Origin of the sequence: Stenotrophomonas sp. JC08, assembly GCF_052180205.1 — a bacterium.
GTDB lineage: Bacteria > Pseudomonadota > Gammaproteobacteria > Xanthomonadales > Xanthomonadaceae > Stenotrophomonas.
In genome coordinates this window covers 1,817,163-1,834,501 of record NZ_CP197473.1, presented here as the reverse complement: position 1 = coordinate 1,834,501, position 17,339 = coordinate 1,817,163, and the positions used below count along the sequence as shown (strand labels likewise).

Annotated in this window: 13 protein-coding genes; 6 read left to right on the top strand and 7 right to left on the bottom strand. The window is 65.9% G+C overall.

Annotated elements, in window-relative coordinates:
- Positions 1-4: 4 nt before the first annotated feature.
- Complete coding sequence (cfa, locus tag ACSBPQ_RS08380) at positions 5-1,120, top strand: cyclopropane fatty acyl phospholipid synthase (protein WP_442681742.1); 1,116 nt, start codon at positions 5-7, stop codon at positions 1,118-1,120.
- A 74-nt stretch (positions 1,121-1,194) separates the two neighbouring features.
- On the opposite strand, the gene ACSBPQ_RS08375 is transcribed toward cfa, so the two are convergent.
- Positions 1,195-3,366: a M3 family metallopeptidase gene (locus ACSBPQ_RS08375; protein WP_442681741.1), complete on the bottom strand. Its 2,172-nt coding sequence runs from the start codon at positions 3,364-3,366 to the stop codon at positions 1,195-1,197.
- A gap of 150 nt (positions 3,367-3,516) precedes the next feature.
- Between ACSBPQ_RS08375 and ACSBPQ_RS08370 the strand changes: the two genes are divergently transcribed.
- On the top strand, positions 3,517-4,002 hold the full coding sequence (locus tag ACSBPQ_RS08370; RefSeq protein WP_442681740.1) for a glutathione peroxidase: 486 nt from the start codon (positions 3,517-3,519) through the stop codon (positions 4,000-4,002).
- Positions 4,003-4,032: 30 nt separating this feature from the next.
- On the opposite strand, the gene ACSBPQ_RS08365 is transcribed toward ACSBPQ_RS08370, so the two are convergent.
- From ACSBPQ_RS08365 to ACSBPQ_RS08345, 5 genes are all read right to left on the bottom strand, one after another.
- Entirely contained in the window at positions 4,033-6,441 is a 2,409-nt protein-coding gene (locus ACSBPQ_RS08365) for an AAA family ATPase (RefSeq protein WP_442681739.1), read from the bottom strand.
- Between the two features lie 313 nt (positions 6,442-6,754).
- Positions 6,755-8,635: an FTR1 family protein gene (locus ACSBPQ_RS08360; RefSeq protein WP_442681738.1), complete on the bottom strand. Its 1,881-nt coding sequence runs from the start codon at positions 8,633-8,635 to the stop codon at positions 6,755-6,757.
- Positions 8,636-8,940: 305 nt separating this feature from the next.
- Positions 8,941-9,723, bottom strand: a complete 783-nt coding sequence (locus ACSBPQ_RS08355) for a ferredoxin--NADP reductase (protein ID WP_442681737.1) — start codon at positions 9,721-9,723, stop codon at positions 8,941-8,943.
- A gap of 164 nt (positions 9,724-9,887) precedes the next feature.
- On the bottom strand, positions 9,888-11,747 hold the full coding sequence (locus tag ACSBPQ_RS08350) for an ABC transporter ATP-binding protein (RefSeq protein WP_442681736.1): 1,860 nt from the start codon (positions 11,745-11,747) through the stop codon (positions 9,888-9,890).
- Between the two features lie 79 nt (positions 11,748-11,826).
- Positions 11,827-12,471: a trimeric intracellular cation channel family protein gene (locus ACSBPQ_RS08345; RefSeq protein ID WP_442681735.1), complete on the bottom strand. Its 645-nt coding sequence runs from the start codon at positions 12,469-12,471 to the stop codon at positions 11,827-11,829.
- 165 nt (positions 12,472-12,636) lie between these two features.
- Here ACSBPQ_RS08345 and ACSBPQ_RS08340 point away from each other — a divergent pair, with 165 nt between their 5' ends.
- Together ACSBPQ_RS08340 and ACSBPQ_RS08335 are read left to right on the top strand one after the other, a co-directional pair.
- Positions 12,637-14,154 (top strand): fumarate hydratase, encoded by a 1,518-nt coding sequence (locus ACSBPQ_RS08340; RefSeq protein ID WP_442681734.1) that lies wholly within the window; start codon positions 12,637-12,639, stop codon positions 14,152-14,154.
- Between the two features lie 85 nt (positions 14,155-14,239).
- Complete coding sequence (locus ACSBPQ_RS08335; RefSeq protein WP_442681733.1) at positions 14,240-14,542, top strand: hypothetical protein; 303 nt, start codon at positions 14,240-14,242, stop codon at positions 14,540-14,542.
- A gap of 9 nt (positions 14,543-14,551) precedes the next feature.
- Here ACSBPQ_RS08335 and ACSBPQ_RS08330 read toward each other — a convergent pair whose 3' ends face one another.
- Positions 14,552-15,256, bottom strand: coding sequence for a Crp/Fnr family transcriptional regulator (locus ACSBPQ_RS08330; RefSeq protein WP_442681732.1), 705 nt, complete (start codon positions 15,254-15,256; stop codon positions 14,552-14,554).
- Positions 15,257-15,418: 162 nt separating this feature from the next.
- On the opposite strand from ACSBPQ_RS08330, the gene hisS reads away from it, so the two are divergent.
- Positions 15,419-16,828 carry a histidine--tRNA ligase gene (hisS, locus tag ACSBPQ_RS08325; RefSeq protein WP_442681731.1) on the top strand — a complete coding sequence of 470 codons (1,410 nt, stop codon included), beginning with the start codon at positions 15,419-15,421 and terminating at the stop codon, positions 16,826-16,828.
- A 178-nt stretch (positions 16,829-17,006) separates the two neighbouring features.
- The gene (locus ACSBPQ_RS08320; protein ID WP_442681730.1) at positions 17,007-17,333 is read left to right on the top strand and encodes a YerC/YecD family TrpR-related protein; all 327 of its coding nucleotides are present in this window, start codon (positions 17,007-17,009) and stop codon (positions 17,331-17,333) included.
- The last annotated feature ends 6 nt before the right edge of the window (positions 17,334-17,339 follow it).

Below are 17,339 nucleotides of genomic sequence, written 5' to 3'. Positions count from 1 at the left end.
AGCGATGGATGCAGGGCTGCAACGACGCGTCGAGGCATTGCTGCAGGAGGCCGACGTCACCCCAGGCGGGGACCGGCCCCAGGACATCGACATCCTTGACCCGCGCTTCCATGCGCGGGTGCTGGCCGAGGGCTCGCTGGGGCTGGGCGAGAGCTACATGGACGGCTGGTGGGAAGCGCATTCGCTGGATGCCTTCCTCACCCATCTGCTGAGGGCGCGACTGGACGAACGCATCCACGGCGGAGGGGAAGTATGGGATGCCCTCAAGGCCAGGTTCCTCAACCTGCAGACCGGGCAGGGCAGTTACGAGGTCAGCCAGCGCCACTATGATCTGGGCAACGATCTGTACCGGGCGATGCTTGGCAAGCGGCTGGTCTACAGCTGCGGTTACTGGCGCAAGGCCGGCAACCTGGATGACGCACAGGAAGCCAAGCTCGAGCTGATCTGCCGCAAGCTCGGCCTGCGCCCGGGCATGCGCGTGCTGGATATCGGCTGTGGCTGGGGCGAGGCGCTGAAGTACGCGGCCGAGCGTTATGGCGTGCAGGGCGTGGGTATCACCATCTCGCAGGAACAGGCCACGTTCGCGCGCCAGCTGTGCGCCGGGCTGCCGGTGGAAATCCGCCTGCAGGACTACCGCGAGCTGGACGAGCCGTTCGACGCGATCCTGTCGGTGGGCATGTTCGAGCATGTCGGGGTGAAGAACTACCGCAGCTATTTCGAAACGGCCCGGCGCTGCCTCGGTGATTCCGGGTTGTTCCTGCTGCACAGCATCGGCACCAATATCAGCCGGGATCGCACCGACCGCTGGATCGGCAAATACATCTTTCCCAATTCGATGCTGCCTTCGGCGGCGCAGATCACCCTGGCGATGGAAGGGCTGTTCGTGCTGGAGGACTGGCACAACTTCGGCACCTACTACGACCGCACGCTGCAGGCGTGGCGCAACAATGTGGAGGCGGCGTGGGAGCGGCTGGATGCGCGCTATGACGAGCGGTTCCGGCGCATGTGGCGGTTTTATCTGGCCGCCTCGATGGCGACCTTCCGCACCCGCCATTCGCAGCTGTGGCAGCTGGTGCTGTCGCCACGCGGGGTGCCGGGGGGGTATGTCGCGCCGCGCTGACTACGGCGGGTGGACGGCGGAAAAAGAAAACGCCCGGCATTGCCGGGCGTTCTCATTGCAACAACCGCGGATGCTTAGTTGGTAGCGGTGCCCGTGCTCAGGCCACGCTTCTCCAGCAGCGGCTCGATCTGCGGCTCGTGGCCGGCGAAGTTGCGGAACAGCTCCATCGCATCGACGCTGCCGCCCTTGGACAGCAGGGTCTGGCGGAAACGGTCACCGTTGGCGCGGGTCAGGCCGCCGTTCTCGCGGAACCACTTCTGGGTGTTGGCGTCCAGCACTTCCGACCAGATGTAGGCGTAGTAGCCGGCCGAGTAGCCGCCCATGATGTGGCTGAAGTAGGTGGTGCGGTAACGCGGCGGCACCGGCGCGTAGTAGATGCCGTCCTTCTCCAGCGCGGCGCGTTCAAACGCCAGCACGTCCTTCGGTGCCGGCACTTCGCCGACGCCGATCTGGTGCCAGCGCTGGTCCAGCATCGCAGCGCCCAGGTATTCGGTGGTCAGGAAGCCCTGGTTGAACTTGGCTGCGGCAATGACCTTGTCCAGAAGTGCCTGCGGCATGGCCGCGCCGGTTTCGTAGTGCTTGGCGTAGTTGGCCAGGATGGTCGGCTCATCGGCCCACATCTCGTTGACCTGCGACGGGAACTCGACGAAGTCACGCGGCACCGCGGTGCCGGCGAAGTACGGGTACTTCACGTTGGAGAACATGCCGTGCAGGGCGTGGCCGAACTCGTGGAACGTGGTGCTCACCTCGTCCCAGGTCAGCAGGGTCGGCTTGCCGGCCGGCGGCTTGGGAATGTTGAGGTGGTTGGCCACCACCGGCAGGTCGCCGGTCAGGCCCGACTGTGAGACGTAGGCGTTCATCCATGCACCGCCGCGCTTGGACTCGCGGGCATACGGGTCGAAGATGAAGATCGCCAGCTGGCTGCCGTCTTCGTTGAACACGTCATAGACGGTGACGTCTTCGTGGTAGACCGGCAGATCGGTGCGCTGCTTGAAGCTCAGGCCGAATTCCTTGCCGGCGGCGAAGAACACGCCGTCTTCCAGCACCTTCTTCATTTCGAAGTAGGGCTTGAGCTGCGATTCGTCAAAGTTGTACTTGGCCTGGCGCACCTTCTCGCTGTAGAACGCCCAGTCCCACGGCTGCAGTTCGAAGGTCGGCTTGTTGGCGGCCTTCTGCTCGGCGTCGATCATCGCCTGCAGGTCGGCGGCTTCGCGCTTGGCGTTGGCCACGGCGGCCGGAGCCAGCTGGCCGAGCATCGCGTTGACCGCTTCGGGGGTCTTGGCGGTCTGGTTGCCCAGGCCATAGGCGGCGAAGTTGGCAAAGCCCATCAGCGCCGCTTTTTCGGCGCGCAGGGTCATGATGCGCGAGACCAGCGCGGTGTTGTCGTATTCGCCGCCCTTGCTGCCGCGCGAGACCGAGGTTTCGTAGATCTTCTGGCGCAGCTCGCGGTTGGTCAGGTTGGTCAGCGCCGGCTGGCCGGTGGTGTTGAGCAGGGCGATGACGTACTTGCCCTCCAGCTTGCGGGCCTTGGCGGCTTCGGCGGCGGCGGCGATCTGCTCGGCCGACAGGCCGTCGAGCTGCTTGACGTCGTCAACCACGATGAACGAGGCGTTGACCTCGGCCAGCACGTTCTGGCTGAACTTGGTGCCCAGGTTGGCCAGCTCGGCGTTCATGTCCTTGAGCTTGGCCTTGTCGGCGTCGGACAGCTTGGCGCCGGCGCGGACGAAGTTGTCGTGGTACTTCTCGACCAGGCGCAGGCCTTCAGCGTCCAGGCCGAGCTTGGCGCGGTTGTTGTAGAGGGTTTCGATGCGCGAGAACAGCTTGCCGTTGAGGTTGATGGCATCGCTGTGCGCGGCGAATTTGGCCGAATAATCGGCCTGCAGCTGCTTGCGCGCATCGTTGGTGTCGGCGCCGATCAGCGCGAAGAACACGGTGGCGGCACGGTCGAGGATGGCGCCGCTGTTTTCCAGCGCGATGAGGGTGTTTTCAAACGTCGGAGCGGCAGGATTGTTGGCGATCGCCTCCACTTCCTTCAGCTGCTGTGCCATGCCCGCATCGAACGCCGGGGCGAAATCGCTGTCCTTGATCTTGTCGAACTGCGGGTAGTGCAGCGGCAACGGACTCTCGGCGAAGAACGGGTTGGCCTGTTCGGCCGACTGGCTGGTCGGGCTGGCAGCGCTGACGCTGTAGGCCGGCAGGGCCAGTCCCAGGGTCGCGGCGAGAGCGAGAGCAAGGCGCGTGGTCAAGGTGATACTCCGGTGAAATTCGAAACCCCGAGGGTAACCCGGGCCACCGCCGGCGGGGAGGTGTCAAAGGGCATGGAGGGGGAAACGGCCAGATCGGGTGTGGTTGCAGTGCCGGGGCGTTACCCTGCCGGTCCGGATCAAGGAGCCGCCATGACCACCGTTTTCGAGTTCGACATCACCACGCTGGCCGGTGATCCGCTGCCGCTGGCGGCTTTCACCGACAAGGTGCTGCTGGTGGTGAATGTGGCCTCGCAGTGCGGCTTCACCCCGCAATACACCGGGCTGGAGCAGCTGTGGCGCCAGTACCGGGAGCAGGGGCTGGTGGTGCTGGGGTTTCCGTGCGACCAGTTCGGTCATCAGGAGCCGGGGGATGCGGCGGCCATCGCGCAGTTCTGCAGCGTGAACTACGGCGTCAGCTTCCCGCTCTCGGCCAAAATCAAGGTCAACGGCGCCGATGCGGATCCGCTGTGGCGCTGGCTCAAGCGCGAAAAACGAGGCGTGTTGGGGATCGCCGCGATCAAGTGGAACTTCAGCAAGTTTCTGGTCGGCCGCGACGGGCGGGTGCGGGCGCGCTATGCGCCCACGGTCCGCCCGGAATCGATCGAGGCCGATATCCGGGCGGCATTGGCTGGCTGACTGCGCCGCCACGGCAGTGGCGGCGCTTGCTTATGCGGGCTGGCCGCTGGCCTGGACCTGCTCGAGCAGGTCGTTGGACTGCAGGACGACCTTGGTCGGATCGCCATGTTCGATCATGGCGCGCTGCAGCGCGTTGCGGGTGGCGGCGGTGACCAGCGACTGCAGGTCGCGGCCGGACTTGCCCTCGGTGGCCTGCGCCAGTTGCGGCAACAGTTGCTCCAGGTCGAAATCCAGCGGCTTGCCGCCCAGCTGCAGGCGCAGGATCGCCTCGCGCGAAGGCTGGTCGGGCAGGCCGATCTCGATCTTGCGCTCCAGCCGCGAGAGCAGCGCGCTGTCGATGCTGTCCGGGTGGTTGGAGGCGGCCAGCAGGAACACCTGGCCCTTTTTGGTGCTGATGCCGTCCAGTTCCTGCAGCATCTGCGCCACGATCTCGGTGGTCATCACATCGCCGCCGTCACGCGAACGGGCCACGGTGTCCAGCTCGTCCAGGAACAGGATGCACGGCGCCTGCGCGCGGGCCTTTTCGAACAGCTGCTTGACCTTCTCGCCGGAGGCACCGATGTACGAGGCCTTGATGTCCGAGGACGAGGCGGCCATGAACGACAGCCCGGACTGGCTGGCCAGCACGCGGGCGACCTGGGTCTTGCCGGTGCCCGGCGGGCCGTACAGCAGGATGCCGCGCGGCACCGGCATGTTCATCCTGGCCAGTTCCTCGGCATGGACCAGCTCCTTGCCCAGGCTCTCGAATTCGCGGCGGGTCTTGGCCGGCAGGATCACGTCGTCCCAGCTCAGGCTTTCCACCGAGGTCGAGGACTTGCCGCGCAGCTTGCTCACCGCGGTGATGAAATCCTCATAGGCCGGCTGCCCGGACGGGCGCGAGGACACCACGCTGGTGACCAGCGTGGCCAGATCGCGGCCGGACATGCCGCTCGTCTCGCGTACCAGCTGCTGTTCGGCCGGGAAGGGCAGGTTGGCCTTGGAGAACTCGGCGGTGAGGATGCGCTCGCGCGCGTCGGCATTGGGCGCCGGCAGCTCGATGGCGGTGGTGAAGCGCGACATCACCGCATCGTCAAGCAGCTCGCGGCGGTTGGTGGCACCGATCACCAGCACATTGCCGCCGCCCTGGTTGAAGCCGTCCCATTCGGCGATGAAGGTCTGTACCAGCTCGTTGCCGAAGGCGTCCGAATCGCGGCCGCCGCGGCGGGCGAAGGCGCTCTCGCATTCGTCCACGAACAGGATGGTGGGGGCGTTCTTGCGACATTCGTCCCAGATCTTCTTGACCTTCGGGCCGGTATGGCCGATGTGCTCGCCCTTCAGGTCGGCGATGGTCACCGCCTTGAAGGTGCAGTTGACGTGTTGCGCCAGCTTGCGCGCGATCAGGGTCTTGCCGGTGCCCGGCGGGCCCCACAACAGCATGCCCTTGGGCAGTGGCGGCTGGCCGGCGGCGAAACGGTCCACCAGCTGGATCACCTGCTGCAGGGTGTCATCGGGGATGGCCACGTCCTTCCAGCTGGTTTCCAGCTTGGCCAGGGACTGGAGCCGGGTGTTGATCGTGACCAGACGCTGCTGCTCGCGCTGCAGTGGTTCGCCCGCCTTGAGCAGGGCGTTCAGCGGGCCGGCATGGGCGGTCAGGCCGGGCACCGCGTTGGCAGCCACCTTGCCGGCGATCACGGCCAGGCTGTCGCTGACCGAACGGATCTGGATGCAATCGGGCGTGTGGCCATTGAGCGGCAGCCGGATCAGCGCGATCGGATCGTTGCCGGGATTGTCGGTGAAGCTGACGAACACCGCCTGGGAGTTGTCATGGGCTTCTGCCAGGTTCCAGCTCAGGACCGGATCACTCGGGTCCGGGGCGGGCACGCGCACGGCCGGGTAGGGGTGCTGGCGGCCATCGGTATGCTTCTGGCCGAACGCCAGTGCTTGCAGGCTGAAGCTGGAAAGCTGCTGCAGGGCCTCCAGCTCGGCTTTGGCCGCCGTCTTGGCCAGCCGCTTGCGGCCCAGCCAGACCATCACCGCATAGGCGATGGCAGTAATCCACAGCCCGCTTTCCAGCCAGAACAGCGGGTTGATCAGGGCAACCGGATAATTCGCCACCAGGCCCAGCAGGGACCAGGGGGGCATCCCGGTCACGCTCATCAGCACCAGCAAGGCGACGATGATGCCCAGCCACAGGCCGTTGTTGCCATTGCACAACGCCCGCAGGGTCAGGGCGCGACCCCAGGTACCCTTGGCGGCATTGGCCAATACCTCTTGCCGCTGCCCGGCCAGCGCAGCATCCCATGGGCCACGCATGGCGCCAACGGCTTTCTCCGCTTCGGTGTAGGCGTGTTTAATCGCGACCTGCGCTTCCTGCATGGTCTGTTCGCACCTGGATTTTTCGAGCTCCAGCTCAATGCGCTGCTGTTCGATGAAACTGGTACGGGAACTGCTTGAACCCATGACAACGATCCCCTGAAAAAAATGGGCCGGATCATCATGACCCGGCCCATTCACTATAAAAGGCGGCGCTGTATTCGTTAAGCCTGTTTCTTGGCGAAGGTACGCATTGGAAATGCACTGGCCTGATTGTCCGGTTCACGGGGTACCCGGGAGCCGTGCGTGTCGGGCACATGGTGCAGGCCGGCCCGTATTTACGGGCTGTCGCAGCTTATGCCGCGGATATGTGGGCAATGCTGACTGCCGGTTGAGCGACAGCCAGCGGCCAGTTGCAAGGGAGGGCATCGTGCGCGGTTGCGGACGGTGCCGGCCGTGCTCAGGAGTGCGGCGTGCGCGCCGAGCGGTTGGACCACAGGAAGCCGAGCACCAGGATGACGATGGTGACGAACTGGGCGCACAACCCCTGTACGGTCGGGTAGATGCCCAGCAGTTCGATGCGCGGTGCGTGTTCCAGCCAGGCGATGGGCAGGTAACCGGCTTCCTGCAAGGCCGAGACTGCCTTGCCGATCAACACCACCGCCAGTACCGCGACCAGCAGCGAGCTGAGGCGGAAGAACTGGGCGATGGGCAGGCGGCGGCTGTAGCGAACCATCGCCCAGCCCACCGCGGCCAGCAGCAGGGCGGCACTGGCGCCACCGGCGATGACGCTGCCCTTGTTGCCCTGGTTCCAGATCGCGGCATAGAACAGGATGGTCTCGAATACTTCGCGGTAAACCACCAGGAACACCAGCGCCAGCAGGAAGAATCCGGAGCTGCGGTTCAGTGCGTGCGACAGCTTCTCCTGCACATAGCGCTGCCAGGAGTCGGCGTGGCTCTTGCCGTGCATCCAGATGCCGACCCAGACCAGCACCATGGCCGCCAGCAGCGAGCCGAAGCCTTCGGTCAGTTCACGGCTGGCACCGCTGATGGTGATGACCCAGGTGGCCAGCCCCCAGGTGACCAGCCCGGCAAGCAGCGCGGCGCTCCAGCCGGCATGTACCCACGGCAGCATCTCGCGACGTTCGGCCTTGCGCAGCAGGGTGACGATGGCGATGACGATGAGCAGCGCCTCCAGCCCTTCGCGCAGCAGGATGGTGAAGGCCGCCACGAAGCTGGATGCCCCGGAGCTTTGCTGCGACACCAGCAGTTGCCCGGCGTTGTTGAACAGAGCGTCGAGTTCGTCGACCTGGACCTGCAGTTCACCGGCGGGTGTATTGGCGGCGATGCCGGAGCGGACCCGTGCCATGGCGGCTTCGATCTTCACCATCAGCGCTTTGTCACGGGCGGCCAGCAGCGGCTCGACCGGCTCGAAACCGTCCAGGTAGGCCGACAGCGCCAGCGTCTTGGCGGCCTTGGCATCGCCGTTCCGGTAGGCATCCATCGCCTGTTCGAGCAGCTCGCGGGCGGTGTCCAGAGAGGTTGCCGGTGCGACTTCCTGCGGTTGCGCCGCTGCATCCGGATGACGGCGCAGATAGGCCACGATCGCGTCGACGTTGTCCTGCCCCACCTGCTGGGCCAATGCCGCCGGTGTCCGGCTCACGTAGCCTTCCAGGTCCACCGCCTGCGAGGGCGGGAGGGCCTGTAACAGCTGGCGCCCGCGTTCGGCCTGTTCCTCGGGGAAGGCCAGCGCGCCGACATAGGTGGCCAGTGCCCAGCGATCTTCTTCCGGCAGGCTGGCGTAGCTGACCATCGAGGTGCCCTCCAGGCCCTGGTCGATCACCTGGTACAGGCCGAAAACGCTGCGCTCGCGGGCACGTCCGGCATCGGTGAAGTCGATCGGCGGCGGGTCCAGACCGGCACTGGCTGGACCGTCGCCGGCACCGGTGGTGCCATGGCAGCTGGCGCACAGCGGCGCGTACAGCGCCTTGCCGCGTTCGAATTGCGGCGGCTGGGTCGGCAGCAGGGGGATCGGGTGATAGGTGACCAGCAGCGCGGCCAGATCGCGGGACATCTGCGCAATGGTCTCGGGTGCGGCCTTGTCGGCAATGGCCGCCTGCAGTTGCCGGGCCTGGGTACCGAGTTCTTCCGAGCCGGCAACGGGGGGCAGTTCGGCGATGGCCGCCGCCGCGGTCGCCGAGAATTCCTGCATTTCCCCGTATTCGAGCGGATTGACCACGACGCCGTCGCGGACCGCCTCACGGTAATCCACCGCGATGTAATCCAGCAGCCGCCAGGTGGTGGCGACCGATGTGCCGGAAGCCAGGGCGGGCGTAGACAACAGAAGGGCACACGCCAACAGCGGCGCCAGAAGCAGACGTAGGGTCATGGCTGGATAGTGAGAATTGTTCTCACTTGATGATACAGGAAGATATCCGCCGGCTGCATCTGTTTATGCGCGGCGTTCTTCACCCGGTCGGCGTCAACCGATGCAGCGGCATCGCCACCAGTCGCGGTTGGGCGGTCAGCGCTGCGGTCGCCGGGGACTTGGCAGCCGTTGCGCGGCAATGGCGCATGGTGGCCAAGTCCGTGCGCACGGATCAGACGGTGCTGCGGAGCCGTGTCCGCACCACCGTCTGTTGTGGCTCACTTCTCGACGAAGGCGCGCTCGAACACGTAATGGCCGGGCGTGCCGATGCGCGGTGAAACCTCGAAGCCGCGTGCGTCCAGCACGTTGCGCAGGTCGGCCAGCATCTGCGGGCTGCCGCAGATCATGAAGCGGTCATTGGCCGGGTCGAACGGCGGCAGGCCCAGCGCCTGCGGCATCGCCCCGGTTTCCATCAGCGTGGTCAGGCGGCCGTGGTTGCGGAACGGCTCGCGGGTGACCGCCGGGTAATACAGCAGCTTGTCACGGACGATCTCGCCGAGGATCTCGTCTTCCAGCAGTTCCTTCTCGAAGTACTCGCGGTAGGCGAGGTCCTTTTCGAAACGCACGCCGTGGCAGACGATGACCTTCTCGAAGCGCTCGTAGGTTTCCGGGTCCTTGACGATGCTCAGCCATGGCGCCAGACCGGTGCCGGTGCCCAGCAGGTACAGGTGCTTGCCCGGGTGCAGGTCGCTGATCAGCAGCGTGCCGGTGGGCTTCTTGCCGACCAGGATCGTATCGCCGGGCTTGAGATGCTGCAGCCGGGAGGTCAGCGGGCCGTCCTGCACCTTGATGCTGAAGAAATGCAGCTGCTCTTCCCAGTTGCCGCTGGCCAGCGAATAGGCGCGCATCAACGGGCGGCTGCCTTCGTTTTCCAGGCCGATCATCACGAACTGGCCGTTTTCGAAGCGGAAGCCGCTGTCACGGGTGGTGGAGAAGCTGAAGTAGGCGTCCGTCCAGTGACGGACTTCAAGCACCGTTTCGGTGCCGTAAGCGGAAGACATGCCGGGATTCTTGTCGGATGAGCAAACCACGCCATTCTAGCAAACCGGCCTGCCGTGGCCGGATGCGACGTTTTGTCGCCGTCGGGGCGGAGAACGAAATGACTGCGGGCGGGCAGCTTGCACGCTGCTGCGGATGACGCATCTTCCGTGTCGCGGTCGGTATTTCAGCGGTAGCCGGCAGCCTGCAGTTCGAACAATTCGGCGTAACGCCCGCCAGCGGCCATCAGCTGCTCGTGGGTGCCGCTGGCCTCGATACGGCCGTCGGCTAGTACCAGGATGCGGTCGGCCATGCGTACCGAGGAGAAACGGTGCGAGATCAGCACCGCGGTGCGCTTGTCCGACAGTTCCTTGAAACGCTGGAACACCTCGTATTCGGCGCGTGCATCGAGTGCGGCGGTGGGCTCGTCGAGGATCATCACCTGCGCATCGCGCATGTAGGCACGGGCGATGGCGATCTTCTGCCATTGCCCGCCGGACAGGTCCACGCCGGTCTTGAAGCGGCGGCCGATCTGCTGCGCGTAGGCTTCGGGCAGGCTGTCGATGACCGCATCGGCCAGTGCCCGGTGCGCCGCGTCCTCGATACGCGGCTGGTCGTCCATCGCTTCGACCAGACCGACACCGATGTTTTCGCCGGCGGTGAGGTTGTAGCGCACGAAGTCCTGGAAGATCACCCCCATGTTGGCGCGCAGCTCGTCCAGGTCGTAATCGCGCAGGTCGTGGCCATCAAGCAGGATGCGGCCTTCGTCCGGGTCGTACAGCCGCGCCAGCAGCTTCACCAGCGTGGTCTTGCCGGCACCGTTCTCGCCGACCAGTGCGATCACCTCGCCGGCGTGCAGCTGGAAGTCGAGATGGCGTACCGCCCAGCGTTCGGCCTCGGGATAGCGGAAGCCGACATTCTCGAACACGAAGCCCTCACGGATCGGCCGCGGCACCGGCAGCGCATCGGGGTGCGAGTGGATCTCCGGTTCGATCGCGAAGAACGAGAACAGATCGTCCAGATACATGGCCTGGCTGGCGACCTGTGAAAAGCCGGTCAGCAGGCCTTCGAGCAGTTGCCGAAGGCGCTGGAAACTGCCGGCCAGGAAGGTGAGGTCGCCGATGGAAAAATCACCGCGCACCGTGCGCCAGGCGATGTAGCCGTAGGCGACGTAGTAGCCGAGCGTGCCCAGTGCCGCCAGCAGCGTGCCCCACAGCGCCCGCTTGCGCGCCAGCCGCCGGTTGGCCAGGTAGAACCGCGCCGCCAGCATCCGGTAACGCTCGATCAGGAAGCGGTGGAGGTTGAAGATCTTCACCTCCTTGGCGGTTTCCACGCTGGCGCCGGTCTGGCGCAGGTAGTCGAGCTGGCGCCGTTCCGGGGTCCACTGGAAATTGAGCGAGTAGCCGATCGCGTTGAAATGCGATTCGCCGAGGAACGCCGGCACCAGCGCCAGCGCCAGCAGCGCGATCAGCCACGGTGCATAGATGACCAGGCCGACCGCCAGGCTGGTGACGGTGATGGCGTCCTGCAGCTGGCCGAACAGCAGGCTCATCAGGTTGCTGCGGCCCAGCGTCTGGCGGCGCGCGCGGTCGAGCTTGTCCTGCACATCCGGATCTTCGAAATCCTCAAGATCCAGCTTGGCGGCATGCTCCATCAGGCGGATGCTGCTGGCGTTGGTGAACAGCTCCGAGAGCAGGGAATCGGCATAACCCACCAGCCGACCGAGCAGATCCGAGCCGATCGCCAGGCCCAGCTCGATGCCCAGCAACAGCAGCAACTGGCCGAGCAGGCCGCTGGCCAGCGCCTGTTCCAGCGGCGGGAAAGTGCCGGGCAGGCCGGCCAGCCGGACCGCCTCGTCGATGATCAGCTTGCCGACATACAGCATCGCCACCGGCATCAGCGAGCGCACCAGGCGCAATCCGAGGCTGCACAGGGCCAACGTCGGACTGGCCTGCCAGATCATCCGCAGGAATGGCGGCAGGTTGCGCAGGGCGCGGAACCGTTCGCGCAGTTTCAGCGGGGCAGCGGGAGGGATCGGTGGCGGCATCGGCGGGATCTGTGGGCGGGCGGCTCGGCGGTGGTCATTGTGCCGGAGCGGGAGCGCGGCCAATTGTCGCCGTGCAGGCTTACTGGCGCGGACCTTCCGGGGGCGGCGGGTCGGAGGACTGCAGCGCCTTGGGCAGATGCCAGTCGTAATGCATGGCCATCATCCGCAGGCCGAAACACAGCCCGGCACCGGCCAGCGCACAGGGAATGGCCGGCAGGTCCAGCCAGTAGCCCAGCGCCACCACCGCCGCACCGGCCAGCGCGGCCACGGCATACAGCTCGGCCTGCAGCACCAGCGGCACCTGGGCCAGCAGCACGTCGCGGGCGATGCCACCGCCAATGCCGGTGAGCATGCCCAGTGCGGCCGCCAGTGGCGGAGCGATACCGAAGGCCAGTGCCTTCTGCGTGCCGGCCACCGCGAACAGCGCCAGGCCCATCGCATCGAACATCCGCACCGGGTACTGCAGCCGCTGGATCAGCGGTTTCCAGTAGAAGGTGACGATGCCGGCAGCCAGGGTGATGGCTGGATAGCGCCAGTCGCTGATCGCCGCCACCGGTGTGGCGCCGATCAACAGGTCGCGGGTGATGCCACCGGCCAGCGCCGCGGCAAACGACAGCACCAGCACGCCGAAGATATCCAGATGCCGACGCACCCCCATCGTCGCCCCGGACAGGGCGAAAACGAAGGTGCCGATAAGGTCGAGGATCAGTACCAGGGTTCCCATGCCGGGCTATTGTGCTGTCTGGCGCCGCCGGCAGCTACCGGCCACCTGAACAGGTGCGTGCAGCAGCGCGCAACAGCGTGTGCCGGCAGGGTGGGCGGGTGCGGAGCGCACTTTGGCCTAAAATGGGCGGCTCCACTCCCGCCAGCCCCCGCAAGCGAGCAAGACGTGACATCGATCAAGCAGGAAGACCTCATCCAGTCCATCGCCGATGCGCTGCAGTACATCTCGTACTACCACCCGGCCGACTACATCAAGAATCTCTCCGCCGCCTATGAGCGCGAGGAATCGCCGGCCGCCAAGGAAGCCATCGCGCAGATCCTGATCAATTCGCGCATGTGCGCCGAGGGCCACCGGCCGATCTGCCAGGACACCGGTATCGTCACCGTGTTCCTGGAAATCGGCATGAACGTGCGCTGGGACGACGCCACCATGGGCGTGGAGGACATGGCCAACGAAGGCGTGCGCCGCGCCTACGCCTATCCGGACAACAAGCTGCGCGCCTCGGTGCTGGCCGACCCGGCCGGCAAGCGCATCAACACAAAGGACAACACCCCGGGCGTGGTCAACGTCAAGGTCGTCCCCGGTGACAAGGTCGAGGTGATTGTGGCCGCCAAGGGTGGTGGCTCCGAGGCCAAGAGCAAGTTCGCCATGCTCAATCCGTCCGATTCGATCGTCGACTGGGTGCTCAAGACCGTGCCGACCATGGGCGCCGGCTGGTGCCCGCCCGGCATGCTCGGTATCGGCATCGGTGGTACTGCCGAGAAGGCGATGCTGCTGGCCAAGGAATCGCTGATGGAGCCGATCGACATCACCGACCTGCAGGCCCGCGGCGCTTCCAACCGTGCCGAAGAGCTGCGCCTGGAGCTGTACGAGAAGGTCAACGCGCTGGGCATCGGTGCGCAGGGCCTGGGCGGCCTGACCACGGTGCTGGACATCAAGGTCAAGGATTTCCCGACCCACGCCGCCAACCTGCCGGTGGCGATGATCCCGAACTGCGCCGCCACCCGCCACGCCCACTTCACCCTGGACGGCAGCGGCCCGGTGATGCTGGACCCGCCGTCGCTGGAAGACTGGCCGCAGATCACCTATGACGCCTCCAAGGGCACCCGCGTCGATCTGGATAACATCACGCCGGAAGAAGTGGCCAGCTGGAAGCCGGGCCAGACCCTGCTGCTCAACGGCAAGCTGCTGACCGGCCGCGACGCCGCGCACAAGCGCATGGTCGACATGCTCAACAAGGGCGAAGAACTACCGGTCGATCTGAAGGGCCGCTTCATCTACTACGTCGGCCCGGTCGATCCGGTGCGTGACGAGGTGGTGGGCCCGGCCGGCCCGACCACCGCCACCCGCATGGACAAGTTCACCCGCCAGATCCTTGAGCAGACCGGTCTGCTGGGCATGGTCGGCAAGGCCGAGCGCGGCCCGGCGGCGATCGAGGCGATCCGCGACAACAAGTCGGCCTACCTGATGGCGGTTGGCGGCTCGGCCTATCTGGTGTCCAAGGCGATCAAGGCGGCCAAGGTCGTCGGTTTCGCCGATCTGGGCATGGAGGCGATCTACGAGTTCACCGTGCAGGACATGCCGGTGACCGTGGCCGTGGATTCCACCGGTGAGTCGGTGCATACCACCGGCCCGCGCGAATGGCAGGCCCGCATCGCCGGGATTCCGGTGGTGGTCGAGTAAACGGCAGCGTCAGGCTGTAGCGCTGCGATGGCCCGGGCTATGCTCGGGCCATCGTCGTTTCCGGGGCCGGCCGATGCGCAGGTATGTGGGGTTTCTGGTTGTGTTGCCGATGCTGCTGGCCGGTTGCGGCACGGCGAGCTGGCGCGATGCGCCGAGGGGCGATCCGGGCGCCTGTGTGAATTCCTGCCAGGGGCGTTACCAGGCCTGCATGGCTGATACCGGCAGTTACGGCGACTGCGCCGAGGCCAGCCGCCAGAGTGCCTGTGAGCGCATCACCGACCCGGAGCTGCGCGGCGCCTGCCAGACATCGCAGGCCTTCTGCCAGAGCCGGTCACGCAGCGCGGTCTGCGGCGAACGGCTGGGCAACTGCATGGCCGGCTGCAACTGAGGCAGGGTTTCAGAATTCGTCGTTGGCCAGCTGCTGCAGCCCGGCGAAATCGAGGATCTCGACCACATTCAGATGCGGCAGCGCGATCAGGCCCTGCTGGCGCAACTTGGTGAACGTGCGGCTCACCGTTTCCATGGTCAGGCCGAGATGGTCGGCGATATCGCTGCGTCCCATCGGCAGTGACACGCGGTTGCCAACCTGGCCGCGCTGCGCTTCGCGTGCGCACAGGCGCAGCAGGAAGTCGGCCAGCCGCTCCGGCGGCTGCAGGCGGGCGAGGGCGAGGGCATTGGCCTGTGCCGCATCCAGCTCCTGGCAGGCGCGCTGCAGCAGCTTGCGCTCAAGGTGCGGGTAACGCAGGCGCAATTCCCGCATCTGCGGCACCGGCACCCGGCATACGCGGCTGTCGGCAATGGCCTCGATGTCGTAACGGTGGTTGTCACTGCCACTCAGTCCCACGTAGTCGCCGGGCAGCGCGAAGCCGCTGACCTGGCGGCGGCCATCGGCCAGCGTTCGTACCAGCCGCAATGCGCCGGCGGTGACCGTGTAGATGTGCGAGCGGGGCTCGCCGGTGCGGGCCAGCGTCGTGCCCAGCGGGATCTGCTGCGACACGGTGATGTCTTCCAGTGCCTGCACTTCATCGCAGGACAGCGCCGAGCACACCGCCAGATGGCGGACAGTGCAATGCAGGCATTCGCTGAGGGCGCTGCCTTCCATCCTGTCGGACGCTGTTGAGGATTGCTCGGGACCGGGCACGGGCCGGGACATGGTGTTGGCACACGGGGGAGAGTGGCAAATGATACTTCATACGGTCGGTGGGGGTGCTGTCCGGCTAGAATTGGCCTCCGTTTCCCCCACCGAGTTGCAGGAGTTCCGCCCGTGATCAAGCCCCGTACCCCGCCCGGCATCATGGAGTTGTTGCCGCGCGAGCAGATCGCGTTCCAGCGCATGCTGGACGTCATCCGCCGCAATTACGAGCGCTTCGGGTTCCTGCCGGTGGAAACCCCGGTATTCGAGTTGTCGGATGTATTGCTGACCAAGTCCGGTGGTGAGACCGAGCGACAGGTGTACTTTGTGCAGTCCACCGGCGCACTGGCCAATGCCGCCGAATCCGCCGACAAGGGCGGCCTGCCGGAGCTGGCGCTGCGCTTCGACCTGACCGTGCCGCTGGCCCGTTACGTGGCCGAGCACGAGCACGAGCTGACCTTCCCGTTCCGCCGCTACCAGATGCAGCGCGTCTACCGTGGCGAACGCGCCCAGCGCGGGCGCTTCCGCGAGTTCTACCAGTGCGATATCGACGTGATCGGCAAGGATGTGCTGAGCATCCGCTATGACGCCGAAGTGCTGGCAGTGATCCATGCGGTGTTCTCCGAGCTGCGCATCGGCGACTTCGCCGTGCAGCTGAACAACCGCAAGCTGATGCGTGGTTTCTTCGAGGCGCAGGGCGTGGCCGATCCGCAGCAGCAGGCGCTGGTGCTGCGCGAGGTCGACAAGCTGGACAAGCGCGGCGCCGACTATGTGCGCGAAACGCTGGTCGGTCCGGACTTCGGTCTGCCGGTCGAGGCGGTCGAGCGCATCCTGGCCTTTGTCGAAGTGCGTTCGTCCTCGCATGCCGACGCGCTGGCGCAGATCCATGCGGTGCTGGCCAATGCCGGGCAGGGCGCCAGCGAGTCGCTGCGCACCGGTGCGGCCGAACTGCGCGAGGTGCTGGAGCTGGTCAAGGCACTGGGCGTGCCGGAAAGCGCGTACTGCCTGAACTTCTCCATCGCCCGCGGGCTGGATTACTACACCGGCACCGTCTACGAGACCACGCTGCTGGATCATCCGCAGATCGGCTCGATCTGCTCCGGCGGTCGTTATGAAGACCTGGCCAGCCACTACAGCAAGTCGCGGCTCCCGGGCGTGGGCATCTCCATCGGCCTGACCCGTCTGTTCTGGCAGTTGCGCGAAGCCGGGCTGATCGACGGCATCGCCGAAAGCAGCGTGCAGGCGATGGTGGCACTGATGGACGAGGCGGCGATGCCGCATTCGCTGGATATCGCCCGCCGCCTGCGTGCCGGTGGCATCAACACCGAAGTGCAGATGGAGCCGAAGAAGGTCGGCAAGCAGTTCCAGTACGCGGCCAAGGCCGGTATCCGTTTCGTGGTACTGGCCGGTGAGGACGAGCTGGCGCGTGGCGTGGTCGCGGTCAAGGACCTGCTGCGCGAGCAGCAGTTCGAAGTGGCCCGCGAGGAGCTGGCCAGCACGCTGCAGGTGGAGCTGGAACAGGCCCGCGCGATGGCGCGCTAAGTCGCAGAGATTCCGGTTTGATCAAAGGCCCCGCAGTGCGGGGCCTTTTCATTTTGCGGAATCGGCATGGTGCAGCAGGCCGGTACGGACATGAACCGCACTGCCGTGCCGGTTCTTGCGGGTTTGACCTTCTGCACGTCACGCACTAATGTATTAGCACGCTATTACATTGATACAAATGAAACCGCGCATCGATACCGAGAAAGAGAAGCCCTCCGATGCCCCGCTGAAAGCGTTGGCGCGCGCGCTGGCCGCGCTGGACAAGCCGCAGGAAGTGCAGGCCTTCCTGCGTGACCTGTGCACGCCGGCCGAGCTGGAGGCCATGGCCGACCGCTGGCGGGTGGTGCCACTGCTGCGCAAGGGCGTTCCCTATCGCGAGATCTACGACCTGACCGGGGTCAGCGTCACCACCATCGGCCGGGTCGCGCGTTCGCTTGAACACGGTACGGGCGGTTACGCCACGGCCATCGCGCGCATCGCCCCGCGCAAAACCGAATCCAACTGAGACAAC